The sequence below is a fragment of the Rhizobium sophoriradicis genome (assembly GCF_025200795.1).
Classification (GTDB): domain Bacteria; phylum Pseudomonadota; class Alphaproteobacteria; order Rhizobiales; family Rhizobiaceae; genus Rhizobium; species Rhizobium sophoriradicis.
Genome location: NZ_CP104152.1, coordinates 3,572,858 through 3,593,104 on the forward strand (window position 1 = coordinate 3,572,858; position 20,247 = coordinate 3,593,104).

General features: G+C 61.6%; 19 protein-coding genes and 1 pseudogene. 9 read left to right on the plus strand and 11 right to left on the minus strand.

All coding sequences use genetic code 11. The features are described from left to right. Positions 1-69 precede the first annotated feature (69 nt). Together N2597_RS17560 and N2597_RS17565 are read left to right on the plus strand one after the other, a co-directional pair. A complete protein-coding gene (locus tag N2597_RS17560; RefSeq protein ID WP_038691326.1) occupies positions 70-1,722 on the plus strand; it encodes a sensor histidine kinase in 1,653 nt (550 codons plus the stop codon). 151 nt (positions 1,723-1,873) lie between these two features. Beyond that, the gene (locus N2597_RS17565) at positions 1,874-2,356 is read left to right on the plus strand and encodes a DUF992 domain-containing protein (RefSeq protein ID WP_183599526.1); all 483 of its coding nucleotides are present in this window, start codon (positions 1,874-1,876) and stop codon (positions 2,354-2,356) included. 100 nt (positions 2,357-2,456) lie between these two features. Here N2597_RS17565 and N2597_RS17570 read toward each other — a convergent pair whose 3' ends face one another. The 6 genes from N2597_RS17570 to N2597_RS17595 form a co-directional block, all read right to left on the minus strand. After that, positions 2,457-3,851 (minus strand): NAD(P)(+) transhydrogenase (Re/Si-specific) subunit beta, encoded by a 1,395-nt coding sequence (locus N2597_RS17570; RefSeq protein WP_183599528.1) that lies wholly within the window; start codon positions 3,849-3,851, stop codon positions 2,457-2,459. A 7-nt stretch (positions 3,852-3,858) separates the two neighbouring features. After that, positions 3,859-4,257: a proton-translocating transhydrogenase family protein gene (locus tag N2597_RS17575; protein WP_010053318.1), complete on the minus strand. Its 399-nt coding sequence runs from the start codon at positions 4,255-4,257 to the stop codon at positions 3,859-3,861. Beyond that, on the minus strand, positions 4,257-5,405 hold the full coding sequence (locus tag N2597_RS17580) for a Re/Si-specific NAD(P)(+) transhydrogenase subunit alpha (RefSeq protein WP_183599530.1): 1,149 nt from the start codon (positions 5,403-5,405) through the stop codon (positions 4,257-4,259). The genes N2597_RS17575 and N2597_RS17580 overlap by 1 nt, the downstream gene beginning before the upstream one ends. A gap of 206 nt (positions 5,406-5,611) precedes the next feature. After that, positions 5,612-5,836 (minus strand): aa3-type cytochrome c oxidase subunit IV, encoded by a 225-nt coding sequence (locus N2597_RS17585; RefSeq protein ID WP_038691333.1) that lies wholly within the window; start codon positions 5,834-5,836, stop codon positions 5,612-5,614. Between the two features lie 227 nt (positions 5,837-6,063). Continuing rightward, entirely contained in the window at positions 6,064-6,816 is a 753-nt protein-coding gene (locus N2597_RS17590) for an N-acyl amino acid synthase FeeM domain-containing protein (protein WP_077990711.1), read from the minus strand. A gap of 144 nt (positions 6,817-6,960) precedes the next feature. Then, a complete protein-coding gene (locus tag N2597_RS17595) occupies positions 6,961-9,264 on the minus strand; it encodes a putative bifunctional diguanylate cyclase/phosphodiesterase (protein WP_039622270.1) in 2,304 nt (767 codons plus the stop codon). Between the two features lie 393 nt (positions 9,265-9,657). Here N2597_RS17595 and N2597_RS17600 point away from each other — a divergent pair, with 393 nt between their 5' ends. Continuing rightward, on the plus strand, positions 9,658-10,197 hold the full coding sequence (locus N2597_RS17600) for a TRAP transporter small permease subunit (RefSeq protein WP_039622271.1): 540 nt from the start codon (positions 9,658-9,660) through the stop codon (positions 10,195-10,197). Positions 10,198-10,216: 19 nt separating this feature from the next. Next, a complete protein-coding gene (locus N2597_RS17605) occupies positions 10,217-11,698 on the plus strand; it encodes a TRAP transporter large permease (RefSeq protein ID WP_183599532.1) in 1,482 nt (493 codons plus the stop codon). A gap of 82 nt (positions 11,699-11,780) precedes the next feature. Here N2597_RS17605 and N2597_RS17610 read toward each other — a convergent pair whose 3' ends face one another. Continuing rightward, complete coding sequence (locus tag N2597_RS17610; RefSeq protein ID WP_039622275.1) at positions 11,781-12,887, minus strand: TRAP transporter substrate-binding protein; 1,107 nt, start codon at positions 12,885-12,887, stop codon at positions 11,781-11,783. Between the two features lie 104 nt (positions 12,888-12,991). Continuing rightward, positions 12,992-13,201 carry a hypothetical protein gene (locus N2597_RS17615; protein WP_125461989.1) on the minus strand — a complete coding sequence of 70 codons (210 nt, stop codon included), beginning with the start codon at positions 13,199-13,201 and terminating at the stop codon, positions 12,992-12,994. Here N2597_RS17615 and N2597_RS17620 point away from each other — a divergent pair. After that, the gene (locus N2597_RS17620) at positions 13,179-13,958 is read left to right on the plus strand and encodes a gamma-glutamyl-gamma-aminobutyrate hydrolase family protein (protein ID WP_183599534.1); all 780 of its coding nucleotides are present in this window, start codon (positions 13,179-13,181) and stop codon (positions 13,956-13,958) included. The two genes, N2597_RS17615 and N2597_RS17620, sit on opposite strands and share 23 nt — an antisense overlap. A gap of 22 nt (positions 13,959-13,980) precedes the next feature. Here N2597_RS17620 and N2597_RS17625 read toward each other — a convergent pair whose 3' ends face one another. The 3 genes from N2597_RS17625 to N2597_RS17635 form a co-directional block, all read right to left on the minus strand. Then, positions 13,981-14,937: a 2-hydroxyacid dehydrogenase gene (locus N2597_RS17625; RefSeq protein ID WP_096770602.1), complete on the minus strand. Its 957-nt coding sequence runs from the start codon at positions 14,935-14,937 to the stop codon at positions 13,981-13,983. Positions 14,938-14,965: 28 nt separating this feature from the next. After that, on the minus strand, positions 14,966-15,988 hold the full coding sequence (locus tag N2597_RS17630) for a LacI family DNA-binding transcriptional regulator (protein WP_029532233.1): 1,023 nt from the start codon (positions 15,986-15,988) through the stop codon (positions 14,966-14,968). Between the two features lie 122 nt (positions 15,989-16,110). Then, positions 16,111-16,623, minus strand: a complete 513-nt coding sequence (locus N2597_RS17635; RefSeq protein ID WP_009993768.1) for a MarR family winged helix-turn-helix transcriptional regulator — start codon at positions 16,621-16,623, stop codon at positions 16,111-16,113. Between the two features lie 85 nt (positions 16,624-16,708). On the opposite strand from N2597_RS17635, the gene N2597_RS17640 reads away from it, so the two are divergent. The 4 genes and pseudogenes from N2597_RS17640 (at position 16,709) to N2597_RS17655 (ending at position 20,211) form a co-directional block, all read left to right on the plus strand. Continuing rightward, entirely contained in the window at positions 16,709-17,497 is a 789-nt protein-coding gene (locus N2597_RS17640) for a creatininase family protein (protein ID WP_077990721.1), read from the plus strand. Positions 17,498-17,645: 148 nt separating this feature from the next. Then, positions 17,646-18,713, plus strand: a complete 1,068-nt coding sequence (locus N2597_RS17645) for a CobW family GTP-binding protein (RefSeq protein ID WP_077990724.1) — start codon at positions 17,646-17,648, stop codon at positions 18,711-18,713. Next, positions 18,713-19,702, plus strand: coding sequence for a WD40 repeat domain-containing protein (locus tag N2597_RS17650; protein ID WP_183599536.1), 990 nt, complete (start codon positions 18,713-18,715; stop codon positions 19,700-19,702). Before N2597_RS17645 ends, N2597_RS17650 begins: the two co-directional genes overlap by 1 nt. A gap of 14 nt (positions 19,703-19,716) precedes the next feature. Further along, positions 19,717-20,211 (plus strand): annotated as a pseudogene (locus N2597_RS17655) (N-acetyltransferase family protein). The last annotated feature ends 36 nt before the right edge of the window (positions 20,212-20,247 follow it).

The following is a 20,247-nucleotide window of genomic DNA, read 5'->3' on the forward strand; positions in this document are numbered from 1 at the left end:
CGCGATTTTATCCTTCGCTCGAGTGGACCTGATGGATTGTGCGATGGTACAGGCGGCGCGGCACATTCAATGAAGATCGTCGCGCTGTTCTTCCCAAAGGCTTCGATCGGCACTTATCTCGTCGCCATGGCGGTGGCGATCGCGCTGCCGATTTTCGCCTTCGTGGCGCTGCTTTTATTGCAGCTGGAGGATAACCAGCGCTCGACGCTGAAGCGCGAAACGGCGCAGGACGCGCTTGCCCTTTCACGCATCATCGACCGCCAGCTTCAGGACATGGCGACAACGCTGCGGCTGCTGTCGAGCTCGCCGGAGCTTGAAAACGGCGATCTCGCCTCCTTCCACGAGCGCACGGAAACGGCTCTGCGGAACAATACGCTCTACGTCCTCGCCGTCGACCGCAGCGGTCAGCAACTGCTGAACACGCGCCGGCCTTTCGGCACGCCGCTCGAAAAGACGGCAAACATCGCCGCGCTCGATGCCGCCATGAAATCCGGCCGCATCGAGGCTTCGGATGTTTTTCGCGGCAGAACTAGCGGCGAATGGGTCTATAATGTCACCCTCCCGCGGGCGGATGATCCGGTCGCCGCCCTCATCATCACGCAGGATGCCAAGGATCTCGGCAGGCTGGTCACGACCCAGGGCCTTGCCCCCGGCTGGTCGGCAGCCGTCGTCGATCAAAGCGGTCACGTGGTCGTTGCTGCCGGCCCCGCAGCCCCGGAACCCGGCACGCCCTTTGATCCGCGCATCCTGCCGGCGCTGAGCTTCTCCCGCGGCGTCTTCGAAGATGAGGCGATCCTGCCGCACATGCTTCTCGGTTATGCCCAGATCCCCGGCTGGTCATGGAAAACAGTGATCTGGGGGCCGGTCGCGCAGGCTTCGATCCTCAGCACCTGGCGCTTCCTGATCATCGGCGGCGTGGCGCTTGTGCTCGTCGCAGTGCTCGCCGCCTATGCCGTCGCAAGGCAGGTGCGCACCACCATCCGCGATATCGCCGAAATGGCAAAGCGTATGGGCGACGGCCACATTGTCTCGCCGGTCGAGACCAGCGTCATAGAGGCGAACCAGGTGGCGATCGCTCTGTCGAATGCTTCCTTCGACCGCAGCCAGACCGAGGACCGGCTGCGTTTCGTCATGCACGAGCTCGTCCACCGCACGAAAAATCTTCTGACGCTCGCCCAGGCAATGATGCGCCAGCTCGCCAAGCAGGCCGACAGCGTCGAGACCTTCCAGTCCGCTGTCGCCGATCGCCTCGACGGGCTGGTGCGTTCGATCGAGCTCCTGACCAGCGAGCAATGGGGAGGCGTATCGCTTCGGCGGGTCGTCGACATCCATCTGCAGGCCTTCCCGCAATCGCGCGAACAGATCGAAATCACAGGTGAGGATTTCGTCCTGAAGCCGGATGCGGTGCAGAATCTCGGTCTGGCGCTGCATGAGTTGGCCACCAATTCGGTGAAATACGGCGCACTTTCCGTTCCGCAAGGCCGTGTCCGCTTCGAATGGCGAGATGTCAGGGAGGAAGACAAGCCGGATGCCCTGCTCCGCTTCACCTGGGAGGAGCGCGGCGGCCCGCCGGTGGTAGAGCCGTCACGCACGGGCTTCGGCACGACCGTTATCAAAGCCCATGCCGCCGCCGCCTTCCGCGGCACTGTTGAGATCGATTTCCGGCTTGAAGGTCTCTTATGGGTGTTGACGGCGCAACGCGCCACGCTGGAGCGGGCCTGACGCATGTCGCCCGCAAGGGCTGAGCGTTTCCGGGGAAATCAAAGCGCGAGAACGCATCCCATGCATCACGTTTGATGCGGCGGGCTTCAGCCTCCCGGAACAATCGCCACCGGCACCCGTTTCGAACAGGTCGTTCCCAAGGAGAAAGACCATGTTCAAGCAAACCACGATCGCAGCCGTGGCTCTGACGGCCGCGGCCTGGGCAAGCCCGGCAGGCGCCGAAAGCTATGTCACGCTTGGCCGCCTGGTCTGCGGATCGGATGGCGGCCAGGGTCTGATCATCACGTCGCAGAAGAACCTGATCTGCACCTACACGCCGGCATCCGGCGGCGCCAAGGCGGTCTACGCCGGCAAAATCGAGAAATTCGGCCTCGATATCGGCCAGACCGGCAAGAGCGTGATGATCTGGCAGGTGCTTGCGAAAACCGGCACGGATATGCCGCAGTATGCCCTGGCCGGCGAGTACTACGGTGTCGGGGCGGATGCGAGCATCGGTGCAGGCGCCGGCGCCAAGGTGATCGCCGGCGGCACAAACAAAGCCTTCATGCTGCAGCCATTGAACGTCCAGGCTCAGGAAGGACTGAACCTGGCGATCGGGGTCGAGAAGATGACGCTGGTGCCGGGCGAGGTATGACGGAAGACTTGCTTGCGGCAAGGCGACACCGAGCCGGCATGGCACAGACCGGCCGGCATGAATCGAACAGCCGCCCGATGGGCGGCTGCATCTCGCTCGATCAATGCGAAATCGCCTTGTTGATATCCTCGGTCATTTTCTTCGCATCGCCGAGCAGCATCATCGTGCCGTCCTTATAGAACAGCGTATTGTCGATGCCGGCATAACCGGAGCCGAGCGAGCGCTTGACGAAAAGGCAGGTCTTTGCCCGGTCGACGTCGAGGATCGGCATGCCGTAGATCGGCGAGGTCTTGTCGTCGCGCGCGGCCGGATTGGTGACGTCGTTGGCGCCGATGACATAGGCGACGTCGGCCTGAGCGAATTCCGAATTGATGTCCTCGAGCTCGAAGACCTCGTCATAGGGGACATTGGCTTCGGCAAGCAGCACGTTCATATGGCCCGGCATGCGGCCCGCGACCGGATGGATCGCATATTTCACCTCGACGCCGTTCTTCTTAAGATTGTCGGCGAGTTCGCGTAGCGCATGCTGGGCCTGGGCCACCGCCATGCCATAACCCGGCACGATGATCACCTTCGAGGCGTTGGCCATCAGATAGGCTGCATCCTCGGCCGAGCCGAGCTTGACGGTCCGGTCCGACGTATCGGGTCCGGCGGAGGCCGCCTCGCCGCCGAAACCGCCGAGGATGACGGAGACGAAGGAGCGGTTCATGCCCTTGCACATGATGTAGGAAAGGATCGCGCCGGAGGAGCCGACGAGCGCGCCGGTGATGATCAGCGCCAGATTGCCGAGCGTGAAGCCGATTCCGGCCGCGGCCCAGCCTGAATAGGAATTCAGCATCGAAACGACGACGGGCATATCGGCGCCGCCGATCGGCACGATCAAAAGAACGCCGAGCGCCAGCGACAGCGCCACGACGGCCCAGAAATCAAAATGGCTTTCGGTGGCGGCAAGCCCGATGATGAAGAGAATGATCAACGCCAACAGCGCCGCATTGATCACATGCCGGTAGGGCAGCAGGATCGGTTTGCCGGACATGCGTCCGTCGAGCTTCAGGAAGGCGATGATCGAGCCGGTGAAGGTGAGCGCTCCGATCGCCACGCCGAGCGCCATCTCGATACGCGCCTCGGTGTGGATCTGGCCGATCTCGCCGATGCCGAAGGAAGCAGGCGTATAGAGCGCCGAGGCGGCGACCAGGACGGCTGCAAGGCCGACCAGCGAATGGAAGCCGGCGACGAGCTGCGGCATCGAGGTCATGGCGATGGTGCGGGCGACATAGGCGCCGACGCTGCCGCCGATGGCAAGGCCGAGGATGATCAGCACGAAGCCGCCGAAATTAGGCGTCGCCAGCACGAGCGTCGTCAGAATGGCGATCCCCATTCCGACCATGCCGTAGAGATTGCCTTTGCGGCTGGTGGCCGGATGCGACAGGCCGCGCAGCGCCAGGATGAACAGAACGCCGGAAACGAGGTAGAAGAAGGCTGCAATATTGGTCATCGGTCCCTCACCGGTCCTTCTTGCGGTACATCGCAAGCATTCGCTGCGTGACGAGGAAGCCGCCGAAGATATTGACCGAGACGAGCACCAGCGCGACGAAGCCGAAGCCAGTCGCAAGTCCGCTTGTGGAGATGCCGACCGCCAGAAGCGCGCCGACCACAATGACCGAGGAGATCGCATTGGTGACGGCCATCAGCGGCGTATGCAGCGCCGGCGTCACCGACCACACGACATAATAACCGACGAAGATCGACAAGACGAAGATCGCGAATTGAAAGACGAAGGGATCGATCGCCCCACCGGTCGCGGCACTTGCCGCCTCCGGCGCCTGGGCCGCCGCCGTAACGACGGCCGTCACCGCCTGGTCGAGCTGTTCAAGCGCTCTGTCCATTGCTTCACTGGCCATCACATGTCCCCCTTCTTCGCGCCGCCGAAGGCGGGATGAACTACGTCGCCGGCATAGGTCAGCATCGTCGCCTTGACGAGTTCGTCGTCGACATTGACGACCACGCTCCCGGTTTCCTTGTTGACCATGGTCTCGAGGAAGGTGACGAGGTTTTTGGCGTAGAGCGCCGAGGCGCTGGCCGCAACCCGGCCCGGCATGTTGGCGAAACCGATCACGCTCACGCCTTCGACATCGGCGATTTCACCGGCAACGACGCCCTCGATATTGCCGCCGCGCTCGACGGCAAGGTCGACGGCCACCGCTCCCGGCTTCATCGAGGCGAGCATAGCGCGTGAGACGAGACGCGGCGCAGCGCGACCAGGGATCAGCGCCGTGGTGATGACGATATCCTGCTTGGTGATATGTTCGGCCACGAGTGCGGCCTGCTTGCCCTGATAGTCGGCCGACATTTCCTTGGCATAGCCGCCGGCCGTTTCCGCCGCCTTGAACTCCTCGTCCTCGACGGCGATGAACTTGGCGCCGAGCGAGGCGACCTGTTCCTTGGCGGCCGGGCGCACGTCGGTGGCCGAAACCGCCGCGCCGAGACGGCGCGCGGTGGCGATCGCCTGGAGGCCGGCGACGCCGGCACCCATGACGAAGACCTTGGCGGCCGGCACGGTGCCGGCGGCCGTCATCATCATGGGCATGGCGCGGTCATAAACCGCTGCCGCTTCGATGACGGCCTGGTAACCGGCGAGATTGGCTTGGGACGACAGCACGTCCATCGATTGGGCGCGTGTGATGCGGGGCATCAGCTCCATCGCAAAAGCCGAAAGCCCGGCGCTGGCGAGACCCGCAATCGCCTCGTCATTGCCATAGGGGTCCATGATGGCGATCACAACCGCGCCGCTCTTATAGCCTGCGATTTCCGACGCGCTCGGGCGGCGCACCTTCAGCACCACATCGGCCGAAGCGGCATCGGCCAGACTGCCGATCCTGGCGCCGGCAGCCTCGAACTCTCCGTCCGGAATACGTGACGCCGCCCCGGCACCGGCTTCGACGACCACATCGAAGCCGAAACTCTTCATTTTCTTCACGGTTTCGGCAGAAGCCGCGACCCGCGTCTCCCCGTCCGTGACTTCGCTTGCAACGAAAATAATATTGCCCAACTGCCCCCTCCTCCGGGTCAGCCAGACCGCCGCAGGCGCGCCTGCGCAGGCCAAGCACCTAAGCATGTCGCGCAAAACTGTACGGCGGTTCTGCGATAACGACGTGCGAGAAAATAAAGACCTGAAGCGCGAGGAGCGAATCTGAACGATCGCGACGCGCCTCAGTCACAAAGCTGCGGAAAAGCCCCCTCCTCCCCTTACCGCAATCAGCGGACCAGGAAGATGCCGGCAGCGAGAAGAATGATGAAGACGAAGAGACCGCCGAGAAGGCCGGCGCCGCCGAAGAAACCGGCAGTCATCGCAAGCAGGAGGACGATCAGAAGCATCGAGCCGTATTTCGTGGCCGCGATGAACATGTCGTAGGTTTTTTCATGTTCTCTGTAATCCATCGGCGCGCCGGTCTCGACCGGTCCGGTATGATGTTCGGCCATAAATATCGTCTCCCTGAAATGCCTCTGCGCTGCCTGATTCCCCCGCTTAGACCGAGGGAATTCTTGCTTGCAGGAATTACACAATGACAGGCGAAAGCGCAATGCATGAGAATGCCGCAGCCACAGTTCCAAACCACCCATCTCCCACGGAGGAAAGAGCATGGCGGGACATCGGCTGCGGATCTTGTCATCGCCCCTATGTCGCCCCCGTACGGCGGCAGGAGAAATCAGAGCGGCAGGTCCGTGCCGAGTTCACCCGGCGGCACGAAACGCGCCGTCGGAATAATGGTGAGCGGCGGCAACGTGTCGTTGGGATTGCGCGAGAACATCATGCGCTGCTCGCTGGCGCTGGAGATGAAGAAGGGGTAGCGCGTCAACAGCTTGCGCCCGACCTCGACCACATTCGTCGCCATCAGCGTCATGTCGATCCCGTAATTCTTCGCCAGCCGGCCGGGGACGATCGTGTCGGCATAGAAGACCCGCTTATAGAAAGCTGCATGCGGCGGTCGAACAAACTGAAGCACGCGGTCTGCGCGGAAATAAGCTGCCGCAACGATGGTGGGTCTCAGCGTCAGGTAGGGAACCCAGGGCAGATCCGCGGTGAGTTCCGGGTCAGCTGCGAAACGCGCCGGATCAATCAACGTCAGCCCGGCGTCCAGGAGTTCGTCCATCGCCTCAGGAAAAGCGCCACCGGACTGGCTGAGACGATGCTCGGGTGTCACATAATGAACTCGGATCGTGCTGATCAGCTCACCATAATAGTACAACCCGAAAATATAGGCGTGGCTGTCGAAATCGCTGTCATCAAGCAGCCCTTTCGGAGCGAGCGCCAGGACGTCATGGGCCTTGTAAGCCTTGTAACGCAGGCGTTCCACCTGTTCCATGTCTTCGCTGCTTTCGACGCGGCGATATTCGACATGATCCAAAATATCCAAAATTTTCGTGCTGAAATCATTACGCTTGAACAGTGTCTCTGACATTCTCTCGATCCGCTCGTTAACGGATCATTAATCATACGCGGGTGAAATTTAGGCAAGGAAATCCGATAATTCGGGCCGTAAATAAACTATTAAGGTTAACGGTGCGGGGGATTGTCAGTGGAAGAATTGGCGCTCACAGAGCGCTCAGGCGACCTTATTGCGGCGACGTTGCACAGGGCGGCGGCCGATGCCCTGCTGCAGCAGCGGGATGTTTTGGGACGGCACCGGCTGCGAGAAAACATAGCCCTGCACCAGATCGGTGCTGCGGTGCTTGTTGAGCAACGCGAGCTGCTCCTCGGTCTCGACGCCCTCGATGACGATCTTCAGGCCGAGTTCGCGGGCGAGATGGACTGTGCCGCGCAACAGCTTGAGACGGCGGGTATCCTCGACGATGTTGCGCACGAAGGAACGGTCGATCTTGACGATATCGAGCGGCAGCGTGTCGAGATAGCTGAGACTGGAGAAACCGGTGCCGAAATCGTCGATGGCGATGGTGATGCCGCGGGCCCTCAGTTCCGCCAGGATGGCGCGCACGGCCTGCGGCTCGTCGATCAGGCAGCTTTCGGTGACTTCGAGATGCAGCCGCGCCGCATCGAGACCGGAATGAGCAAGCGCATCGGCGACAACCGAGAGAATATCGGCATCACGCAAGTCACGCGCCGAGAGGTTGACCGAGACGGCGATATGGTCCGGCCAGCTCATGCACTCGCTGCAGGCCTTGAACAGGACGAAACGGGTGATGTCGGAGATAATGCCCATCTCTTCGGCAAGCCGGATGAATACGTCTGGCGGAATCGAGCCCTTCTCCGGATGCACCCAGCGGGCCAGCGCTTCGGCGCATTCGATCCGTGCGCCATCGGCCCGGAACATCGGCTGGAAGACGAGGTGCAGCGCCTGCGCCGAAACCGCTTCGCGCAGGTCAGCCTTCAGCTTCTGCTGCTCGATATAGCGCCCGTCCATCTCCCGCTCGAATCCTGAAATGCCGCCCTTGAGGCGGGACTTGCTTTCGAACAGGGCAAGATCCGCCTTGACGCTCCACTCGTCCATTGCAAAGGCCGAACTTTCGAGGACCGCGTAACCGGCGCTGAGCGACACGAGGAAGGTCAGCTCGTCGACCTCGTAATGGCCCTGGATCGCAGCGTGCACGCGGCGAATCGAGAGCTCGAGCGATGTGGGCTCCTTCGCATGCGGGAAGAACAGGATGAACTGATCGCCCATCAACCGGCCGAGGATGGCATTGCCGCAAGCCTGCTTGATACGGGCGGCGATGGCGCAAAGCAGATGGTCGCCGGTGACGTGACCACGCATGTCGTTGACATGTTTGAACTCGTCGATATCGAGAACCATGAAGCCGAGCGGTCCTGATTTGCGCGGGTGCCTGGCGAGATATTCCTGGACCAGCTGCCCGAAATATTCGCGGTTCGGCAGACCGGTCAGCGCATCGAAGCGGACCATGTGCATGATCTTCTGCTCCGCCTTCACCCGGCTCGACACGTCTTCGAAGATCAGAACGGCGCCGCCGTCGGCCCTGCGGCTGGCGGAGAATTCGAGCGACAGGTTCTCAGGGAAATGAATGAGCGTACGTGACAGGTTGCCGTCGGCGACCTGGGTGAGCTGGCGCAGGATGAGCTCCGGCTGCGAGGCATCCATAAAGCTGTAACGCGCGCCATAACGCAGCACGGCGCCGAGATCGCGGTCCTTCAGCCGCTCCGGCGCACCGATCTTCAAAAGCTCGCAGGCCTTGCGGTTGACGACCTGAATCCGGTTTTCCACATCCACCATGACCAAGCCGTGCGGCATGTTGTTGAGCGCCGTATCGAAACGGTCGGCGATCATGGTGATTTCCCGACGCGCAATCACGTTCTCGTATAGGAAATCGCGCACGCCATTGGCCATTGCCCGCGTCGTCAGCCAGAAGGGGATAAGGAAGATCGACAGTAGACCCCGGTAGAAATCCAGCGCCAACAGGCTGCAGATTATCATCGGCAGGCAACAGGAGAACGTCTGAAGGTCGACCGCGAGGCGCGAACCGTAGTTGCGGCCGACGACCGAAACCATGGTTGCCATAGTGACGGCAATGCAGGCAAGCTCGGCAAAGGAATCGCGCACGACGAAGATCGCGTAGCCGCTGGCGATGCCGAGCAATGCCGTGGTGCAGGCAGCACCGGCAACCAGAATCCGCTCCCAACGCTCGATGCCGGCGTGCGACAGTCTCTCCTTGTCGACGCGGTCAAACTGCCGGAAGATGGCCATGCGCACGCTGAAGACCAGAAGGAAGGCGGCAGAGAGGAGAATGTAGACGGAAGACTGTGTCTTGGCGGCGACGGCAAGGCATGTCGCCACGTGGACGATTACGCCAGCAAGAAGCGTCATGCGGTTCCCGGAAAGGGAACTCACAAACGACAGATACACATCTAAAGGGACCCTGTTCGGGCTATCTGGCTTCATCCACACTTTCCCTGTGCGCGGGAATTCTAGTGGCAACCCTTTAAAAATTGATTTCAATCGAATCAAACATTTGGGCAAATTTTCTAAAACCACAGGATGAGCATCACAGCCGCGGGATGATATTGCAGCCTTATCGCGAGTTTTTTGAAAAAATCATCCACGCCAAGGTTGTCGAAAAATGTGCTGATTGTGCGGACCGGCCATCTTGATGCCGAAAATCGGAATCGTTTTCGGAAAAACCCGAGCCCCGCGCGCGAGAGGACGAGGGCAGCGCTGTACGACTATGCGCCTATGCACGGCATTTATCCTTCCAATTTCAAAGGCCGTAGTCTACACCGACTTCAAAGAGGGAAAGCTGCCGAAATAACGGCAGGACAAGAATAAGGGAAACGAATGTCGGGACTTCTGGCGGCAAGCCGGCTGATCGATTCGCTCAGCCGGATCATGGGCAAACTTTCCGAATATATGGTGCTGTTCTGTTGTCTGATCAGCGCCGGAAATGCCATCGTACGTTATGCCTTCAACTACAGTTCGAACGGCTGGCTGGAAATCCAGTGGTATCTCTTCGCCTTCGTCGTCATGCTCGGCGCCTCGCATGCGCTGCGCAACAATGAGCATGTCCGCGTCGACCTGATCTACGGCGCCGTGTCAGACAAGGCGAAGATCTGGATCGACATCGTCGGCCTCATCCTGTTCCTCATCCCCGTCTGCATCTTCCTCACCTGGCTCTGCTGGCCATTCTTCGCGCTGTCTTACACGCAGGGGGAAATATCGGGCAATGCCGGCGGACTGATCCGCTGGCCCGTCAAGCTGATCCTGGTCGCAGGCTTCGCACTGCTGTCCCTTCAGGGCGTTTCCGAGCTGATCAAGCGGATCGCCGCCCTCACCGGCCAGATCAGCATCGACACGAAATACGAAAAGCCGCTGCAATAGCGCCCCGGGAGGAACGGATTTGTTTGATTTCGGCATTATTCCGCCGGCCATGTTCCTGGGCATGGTCATCTTCATGCTCTACGGCTTTCCGGTCGCCTTTTCGCTCGCCGCCGTCGGCCTGTTCTTCGGCATCATCGGCATCGCCACTGGCCATTTCAGCGAAGCCTTCCTGCAAGCGCTGCCCCTGCGCTTTTTCGGCATCGTCTCCAACGACCTGCTGCTCGCCATTCCCTTCTTCACCTTCATGGGCGCGGTGCTGGAACGCTGCGGCCTTGCCGAGGATCTGCTCGAAGGCACCGGCAAGCTCTTTGGCGGCATTCCCGGCGGTCTCGCCTATGCCGTCATCCTGGTCGGCGCCGTGCTCGGCGCCATCACCGGCACGGTGGCCGCCTCCGTCATCACCATGGGCGTGATTTCGCTGCCGATCATGCTGCGCTACGGCTACAGCCCGCGCCTTGCCACCGGCGTCATCGCCGCCTCCGGCACCATCACCCAGGTGATCCCGCCTTCGCTCGTGCTCGTCGTCCTCGCCGACCAGCTCGGCAGATCGGTCGGCGACATGTATCTCGGCGCGATCGGCCCCTCGATCCTGCAGGTTTCGATCTTCGTGCTCTTCATCCTGGTGATGTCGATCATCAGGCCAAAATCGATGCCGCCGCTGCCGAAGGAGGTGCGCGGGGACTTCAACTGGGCGCTGCTGGCAAAAGTACTGATGGGCATGGTGCCCTCGATCGTGCTGATCTTCCTGGTGCTCGGCACGATCTTCATGGGCCTTGCGACGCCGACGGAAGCCGGCGCGCTCGGCGTCGTCGGCGCCATGGCGCTCGCCGCGATGAATCGACGTCTCACCTGGCCGCTGATCCGCGAAGCGATGACGTCGACCACCCACATCACCTCGATGGTGGTGATGATCCTGATCGGCTCCACCTGTTTCAGCCTGGTCTTCCAGGGCATGGATGGTTCGCGCTGGATCGAGCACATGTTGTCGGGCATCCCGGGCGGCCCGGTCGGCTTCCTGATCTTCGTCAACATCTTCATCTTCGTGCTGGCCTTCTTCCTCGATTTCTTCGAAATCGCCTTCATCGTCATCCCGATGCTTGCCCCCGTCGCCTCCAGTCTCGGTATCGACCTGATCTGGTTCGGCGTGCTGATCTGCGTCAACATGCAGACGAGCTTCATGCATCCTCCCTTCGGCTTCGCGCTCTTCTATCTGCGCTCGATCGCCGGCAAGGAGGTCAAGACCTCGGATATCTACATGGGCGCGCTGCCCTGGGTCGGCATGCAGCTGATCCTGGTAGCAATCGTGATCTTCTGGCCGCAATCGGTCACCTACTGGCTCGACCATGGCCCGAAGGTCGACCCGAATTCGATCAAGATCGAAGTGCCTGGCTTCGGCGGCCAGCTCGGCCTGCCGCCGGTCGGCAATGGCGCACCGCAGATCCCAGGCCTGAACCTGCCGCCGCTCGGCTTGCCGGGAGCCCCGCCGCCACCCGCGAAATAACCCCAAATAACAGGGCCAAAACAAAACCCCGGACCAAGCGATCCGGGGTTTTCGTATGCGTTCGATGCGCTGGTGGAAGCGCTTAGAGCTTGCCGGCCCGCTGCTGGATCATCATGAACGTATCGAAGGTGTATTCCGAAAGCTGCATCCACAGATAGGCGTCGCGCTTGAAAGCGGTCTGATCGTCGTAGATCTTCTTGAAATACTGGTTGTTGGCCGAGATTTCGCCGTAAATGCCCATAGCCGCCTGGAAGCAGGCTTCCATGATTTCCTGGCTGAACGGACGCAGTGTTGCGCCTTCGGCGACGAGCTGCTTCAGCGCCGTCGGGTTCTTCGTGTCGTATTTCGCCAGCATGTTGGTGTTGGCGAAGGCGCACGCGTCGGTGAGCGCTGCCTGGTAGTGCTTCGGCAGGTTGCTCCATTTGTCGAGGTTGAAGAACGCATGCACCGTCGGGCCGCCTTCCCACCAGCCCGGATAATAGTAATATTTCGCCACCTTGTGGAAGCCGAGCTTCAGATCGTCATAGGGACCGACGAATTCCGCCGCATCGATCGTGCCCTTTTCGAGCGCCGGATAGATGTCGCCGCCGGCGATCTGCTGCGGGATGACGCCGACCTTCTCCATGACGCGGCCGGCAAGGCCGGCGATGCGCATCTTGACGCCCTTGAGGTCGTCGAGCGTGTTGATTTCCTTGCGGAACCAGCCGCCCATCTGGGCACCGGTATTGCCGGCCGGCAAAGCATACATGCCCTGTGTGGCATAAAACTCGTTCATCAGCTTGTTGCCGTTACCGTCGTTAAACCAGGCATTGGTCAGGCGGCTGTTGAGCCCGAACGGAATGGCCGTTCCGATGGCGTAGGTCGGATCCTTTCCGACGAAATAATAGGAGGTGGTGTGGGCTGCCTCGACCGTACCGGCAGCCACCGCATCGACGGCCTGAAGTCCCGGCACGACTTCACCGGCCGCGAAAGGCTGGATGGTGAAATTGCCGTCCGTTGCGGCGGCGACATGCTTGGCGATGTCTTCGGCACCGCCATAGATCGTGTCCAAGCTCTTCGGAAACGACGACGTCATGCGCCACGCGATCTTCGGATTCTCCTGCGCGATCGCAGGCGCTGCCAATGCCGTTGCGGCAACCGCGCCGGCCCCGGCGGTTCCCGCCTTCTTGAAAAACGAACGACGATCCATCAAAAACCTCCCGTATAGATGGCACTGCGCGGCCAATCTTCACCCCTACCCGCAGCGAGGGCAGAGCTAAGCATGGCGAGGGCCGCGATTCAAGCTTTAGTCTATTAGCCTTTGGCATCAAGTCGGCAATAAGGCAACAGGCAGGCACCCATCAAAATCAGCAGCTTAGCCGCGAGACCAGACGCCACGGCAAGGCGCTGGCGGAAATCGGCCGCCAGTTGCAGCCAAACGTTGACTTCGCGGCCATTCTGGCGGCAAAAACGACAAGCAGAAGATTTCACCGGGGCGAACATGACGAAACCGATCGTTGCCATTCCTGCCGATATTCGCAGCTTCGACGGCGCGACCTGGCACGCCGTGCAGCATCAATATCTCAGTGCCGCATTGAATGCAGCCGGCGTCATGGCCTTTGTCATCCCGGCTTTCGAAGCGGGCTACGACACCGACGCAATCCTCGACCGCGTCGATGGTCTGCTGGTATCGGGCTCGGCCAGCAATGTGCATCCTTCGCTTTACGGCGCCGTGGCGAACGACAAGGACGGCCCCTTCGATCCCGCCCGCGACGCCACAAGCCTGCCGCTCATCCGCCGCGCCATCGACCGCGCCATCCCGCTGCTCGCCATCTGCCGCGGCATTCAGGAGCTGAACGTCGCTCTCGGCGGCTCGCTGGCAAGCGAGATCCACGAACAGCCCGGCATCTGGGACCACCGCCGGCCGGAAGGCGTCGACCGTGACGGCATGTACGCCATTCGCCAGACTGTCCACGTCAAGGAAGGGTCCTGCATTGCCGGCATCCTCGGCCCGGGCGATATCCGCGTCAACTCGCTGCACCGCCAGGCGATCGCCAGGACCGCGCCACGCCTGCAGGTGGAAGCCACCGCCGAAGACGGCACTGTGGAGGCCGTTTCCGTCATCGATGCCAAGGCCTTCGCCGTCGGCGTGCAATGGCATCCGGAATATTGGGCCGAAACCGACAAGATGTCGAACCGGCTGTTTGCCGCCTTCGGCGACGCCGTCCGCAGTTATGCCACCGCGAAATTGCCAGCGACCGCGGCACAGGCAATCGCCTGAAGAGGCAGCAGGCTGGGTGTCCTCAGGCCTTTTGCGGCGTCTCCGGCACCGGCGTCAGCGCCGATCCCTTCTCGAACCAGGCGATCAGATTGTCGGCGACGAGATCGGCCATTGCGTTGCGCGTCGGCACCGAGGCCGAGGCGACATGGGGCAGCAGCACGGCATTGGCCGGTTCCAGCAGCGTGGCCGGCACGGTCGGCTCTTCATAGAAGACGTCGAGGCCGGCCGCACCGAGCGCGCCTGATGCAAGGGCGGCACTCAGCGCCTCTTCATCAACCGTCCAGCCGCGGCCGACATTGACGAGAATACCGTTTGGACCGAGAGAAGCCAGAATATCGGCATCGATCGTCTTATGCGTCTGCGGCGTCTTCGGAACGATGGCGATCAATGTGTCCACCGCCTCGGCCAACCCGCTCAACGAAGGGTAATAATCATAGGGCGCATCGGCATGGCGCGAGCGTGTGTGATAGCTGATCTTTACCTTGAAGGGCTCCAGCCGCTTGGCGATTTCAAGGCCTATGCGGCCGAGGCCGTAAAGGCCGACATGGCGGCCTTTGAGCGAGAAACGCGACAGCGGATAGGCCGTGCCCGGCTTCCAGTTGCCCGCGCGCAGCCATGCTTCGGCCCGCGGCAATTCGCGGATCGTATTCAAAAGCAGGCCGATCGCCGTATCGGCCACCTCGTCATTCAGGACATCGGGCGTATTGGTGACGACGATACCCTTTTCGGCTGCACGCTTTACGTCCATACCGTCATAACCGACGCCGAAACTGGCGATCACCTCGACACCGGGCAGCTGATCCATCCAGGCGCCGGGAAAGGCGCCGGAGACGGCGACGCCGCGGATGCGGGCGGCAGTCTCGTCCTCGAGCCCCAGCTTTTCCTCTCGGGTGACGGCGATGATCTCAAAACGATCCTTCAGTCTTTCGAGAACACGCTCGTGTATCTTCCCAGGAATGAGAATGGCGATGCGGGACATGGCTTTTCCTCTTGGATGGGCTTTTGGTTCAGGCGCGGGGCCGATGGGGACTGGTCGACTGGCGAATGCGCATCTCCGGCTTGATGAGATGCATGCCGTCAGGTTCGTGGCTGCCGGCAAGACGATCGAGAAGCGCGCGCGCCGCCAGGCGGCCGACTTCGGTCTGACCGTTCCAGACGGTTGTCAGTGCCGGCGTGGCGATCGAGGCTTCCTCGAGGTCGTCATAACCAGTGACGGAAATGTCGCGCCCCGGTACCAGCCCGGCACGCGCAATGCCGTTCATCAGGCCGATGGCGACGAGATCGTTCCAGCAGACGGCCGCCGTCGGCTGCTGCGGCAGCGAGAGGAAATGCACCGCGGCCTCGAAACCGCCCTGCTTCGAGCGAGGGCCGGGAATGCGCAGGTTCGGATCGACTTCGATGCCGGCCTTGCGCAGCGCATTGACATAACCCTGGTAGCGGTCGCGGCCGGTGGACGTCTGGTCGGTGCCGCCGATCATCGCGATCGAGCGATGACCGAGACCGATCAGGTGGTTGGTGGCGAGCGAAATGCCGTAGCTGTCGTCGCCGCGATAGGTCGGCAGCTCCAGACCGTCCATCGAGCGGGCGACCAGGATTGCCGGCATGCCGTTTTCCTCCGCCAGCTGCAGATCTTCCGGCGGCGTGCCGATCGCCGGCGACATGATGACGCCGTCGCCGCCGAGCTGTAGCAGCGTCTCGATGAAGGTGCGCTGCTTTTCGACGTTGTCGTAGTGGTTGGACAGGATGAAGGTGTGACGGCTGCGATCGAGCTCGCTTTCGATCGCCTTCAGGATCTCGCCGTAGAACGGGTTCATGATGTCGTGCACGACGACGCCGATAATGCCGGAGCGCGAGGTGCGCAGGCTGGCGGCACGGCGGTTGTAGATATAGCCGAGCGCGCGCGCCTGTTCCTTGATCTTCTCCCGCGTGTTGCCGGCGACGAGCGGACTGTCGCGCAGGGCAAGCGATACGGTCGCCGTTGAGATGCCGAGCGTTTCGGCGATTGTCGAAAGCTTGATCTTCTGGACCACGTGTCCTCCTCCCCTAGGCAGCACGCAAGACAGCAGACCGCGTCGGAAAACTGGTGCGGCCCCTTAAAATGTTTAATTAAAAGATTTAACAGGTGGAGGCAATTCGTCTTTTTTGCGAAATTTCACTCTTCGTCCGGTTCCTCCAGAGGAAGCGCTTCGGCCTGCAGATTGGCGTCGATCGCCTTCAGCAGACGCACGAGATTGCGGATTTCCTTGTCTGAAAACTCCAGTGTCGCCAGTCTGTCGCAGGCGGACGCCGCCATCTCGATCGCCTGCACGCTGTCGCGGCCGAGCGGAGTGAGATAGACCTTGGTCAGGCGCGCATCCTCGGCGTCGGGCTTGCGCTCGAGAAAGCCCTGCGCTTCCATGCGGCCGATCGTGCGCGTCATCGTCGGCGCCTTGACGCCGAGCTTCTGGGCAAGAGCGCCCGCCGTCATGCCGTCACTCTCGGCGAGCGAGAGAATGACGCCGTCCTGGCCGGCATAAAGGCCGCTTTCGAACAGGTTGCGCGAGAGCACCGTACGCATGGAACGAGCCGCCTGGGTCAGCGCCGGCGAGAGATCGACGAGCGTATACTCCGTCTGGTCCTTCTTCTTGGACTTGCTCTTCTTGCCGTCCTTACGCTTCTTTCCCATAGCCATCCCTTTGATCTTTAAGCACCGACGCCGCTGCGATATGACATTGCCCATGATCTCGTCATAAACAAGAGGCAACGACCGGATGATGACGCCTTCGCCACGCTTCGAGGACAGCGACCCGGCCTCCGCCGCCGGCAGGCGCTGCCCGATCGCCGTGCTGCCGCTGGGCGCGCATGAGCAGCACGGCCCTCACCTGCCCTTCGAAACCGACACGCTGATTGCCGAAGGCATTGCCGGACGGTTGAAGGCGGCCCTGCCCGCCGGCCTGCCGGTCACCTTCCTACCGGCCGAATCGGTCGGCTACTCCATAGAGCATATGGATGTTGAAGGAACGAAGACGCTCACCTTCGACGAGGCCGTCCACCGCTGGCTCGGCATCGCCGAAGGCCTTGCCAAGCAGAATATCCGCAAGTTGGTGATGCTGAACGCCCATGGCGGCAACTCGCCGCTGATGACGATCGTCGCGACGGAGGCGCGAGTCCGCTTTGCCATGCTGGCCGTGGCGACGAGCTGGACCCGCTTCGGCCTGCCGGATGGCGTGATCCCTCCCGTGGAAAAGGCGATCGGCATTCATGGCGGCGATATCGAGACCTCGGTGATGCTGGCGCTTCATCCTGACAGGGTTGATATGGCGAAGGCTGCAGATTTCCCTTCGCGACAGACGGAATTTGCCAAACGCTTCAAACATCTGCGCGCCTACGGGCCGCACGCTTTCGGCTGGAAAATGTCGGATCTCAATTCGCAAGGCGCGGCGGGCAACGCCGCGGCCGCGACAGCCGAAAAGGGCGAGGTGCTGATTGCCCATGCAGCGAAGGGGCTGATGGAATTGCTCGAGGATGTCGATGCCTTCGACCTCGGCGAGCTCCGGTGAGGGCGACCGATCCGCGCCCGCAGATGATGTGATCTTATAACATTATAAAACCCTTTGAACTGCCGCACCCATGCCATTATATGAGACCAACCGTTTCAAGCAGCCGATCCAAAGCCGCCCGGCCGCACGCCTAATTCTAGAGGTTCCCATGACCGACGCGATTGCCACCCAAAAGCCCATTCCCGTTACCGTGCTCACCGGTTATCTCGGCGCCGGCAAGACGACGCTGCTCAACCGCATCCTGTCGGAAAACCACGGCAAGAAGTATGCGGTCATCGTCAATGAATTCGGCGAGATCGGCATCGACAACGACCTGATCGTCGAGTCGGACGAAGAAATCTACGAGATGAACAATGGTTGCGTCTGTTGCACCGTGCGCGGCGACCTGATCCGCGTCGTCGAAGGCCTGATGCGCCGCCCCGGCCGCTTCGACGGCATCATCGTCGAGACGACGGGCCTTGCCGATCCGGTGCCGGTCGCCCAGACCTTCTTCATGGATGACGACGTGCGCGCCAAGACCGAGCTCGACGCCGTCATCGCTCTCGTCGACGCCAAGCACCTGCCGCTGCGCCTGAAGGACAGCCGCGAGGCCGAAGACCAGATCGCCTTCGCCGACGTGGTCGTCATCAACAAGAGCGACCTGGTGACGGCGGAAGAACTTGACGTGATCGAGGACATTGTCCGCGCCATCAACCCGGCCGCCCGGGTCTACAAGACCAGCCGCTCGGGCGTCGACCTCGCCCGCGTGCTCGACCAGGGCGCCTTCAACCTGGAGCGGGCGCTCGAAAACGATCCGCATTTCCTCGAGCACGGCCATGACGACCATGTCTGCGGCCCGGACTGCGATCACGATCATCACCATCATGATCACGATCACGGCCATCATCACCATGGCGCGATGTCGGCGATCCATGATGTGACGGTGCAGTCGGTTTCGCTGCGCGGCGGTGAGATGAACCCGGAGCGCTTCTTCCCCTGGATCCAGAAGATCACCCAGGTTCAGGGCCCGAATATTCTGCGTCTCAAGGGCATCATCGCCTTCAAGGACGATCCCGAGCGTTACGTCGTTCAGGGCGTGCACATGATCATCGAGGGCGATCATCAGCGGCCTTGGAAGGACGGCGAGAGACATGAAAGCCGTCTCGTCTTCATCGGCCGCGATCTCGACCGCGAAAAGCTCGAGGCCTCCTTCAAGGCCTGCGAGGCAGCCGCCTGATGCCGACAGTTGCACCGCTTGATCTCGACGGCCACGTCCTGGCCGTCGAATTTTTAGGTGACATTCCCTTCTTCGCAAACGCAAACGGCACGTTTCACCGGCTGGACGGCGGCGAGAAGGTTTGCGAAGCCCATCAGGGCATGCTCACCGCCATCCGCGATCCTTATAGCGAAAGCCTGATCTCCGGCGGCGAGGACGGCAAGGTTCTGCGCATTGCCGCCGATGGCAGCGTCAGCGAACTCGCAACGGCGCCACGCAAGTGGATCTCGCAAGTCGCGGCCGGCCCGCAGGGCGCCGTCGCCTATTCTTACGGCAAGAGCTCGCTCGTCCGCCTCGCCGACGGCACCACCAAGGAATTCCCCGAGGAGCGCACGGTCGAAGGCCTCGCCTTCGCGCCGAAGGGCCTGCGCATCGCCGCCGCCCGTTACAACGGCGTGTCGCTGCATTGGGTCGGCACGAGCGCCAAACCGGTCGATCTCGAATGGAAGGGCGCGCATACCGGCGTCACCTTCTCGCCTGACGGCAATTTCCTCGTCACCTCGATGCAGGAAAATGCCCTGCACGGCTGGAAGCTCGACAGCAAACCCGGTGCCGAGGCCCGGCATATGCGCATGACGGGCTATCCCGCCAAGGTGAAATCGCTTTCCTGGTCGATCAAAGGCAAATGGCTCGCCTCGTCGGGCGCGCCCGCAGCGATCGTCTGGCCCTTCCAAGGCAAGGACGGGCCAATGGGTAAGTCGCCGCTCGAACTCGGCACCCGCGCCAATATCATGGCGACCTCGGTGAGATTCCACCCGTTGGAAGACATTCTTGCCATCGGCTTCATCGACGGCATGATTCTGGCCGTACGCATCGCCGACAGCAAGGAAGCGCTGCTGCGCCGCCCCGGCAAGGGCGCGATCACGGCGATGAGCTGGAGCGCAAACGGCAAGCTGCTCGCCTTCGCCTCCGAAGCCGGCGATTGTGGCGTTATCGATATTTCGGCGTGAGCCGCATCCCGGCAATGGACGACGCCGTGATGGAACCGGAAATCGTGGCGCTTGGCGCCGAGCACATGCAGGCGGCGGCAAGAATCAGGCGCGTCGCCCTGTGGCAGCGCCTGCCCTGGCTGCTCGATATCCACACCCCAGACGAAGAAGAGCAATATTGGCGCATGCATCTCCTGCCGAATTGCACCATCCTCGGCGCCGCCATGGGAAATGACCTTGTCGGCGTCATCTCCTATGGCGATGGCTGGATTGAGCAGCTTTACGTTCTCCCGGATTTCCAGGCAAAGGGTATCGGTTCCCTGCTCCTCGGCTGCGCCAAGGAAGAGATGGACGAGATCAGGCTCTGGACGTTCCAGCGCAACAGGGGCGCCCGCGCTTTCTAAGAGCGGCACGGTTTTTCCATCGAGGAAGAGACCGATGGCAGCGACAATGAGGAAAAAGAGCCTGACGTGCTTTATCGTTGGCGCCGGTTTACCGAGCTGACGCCTGGCTTGAACCCGTCTGACTAGGACACGCGCCAGGCCCCCGAATCCATCTTGCCAAAT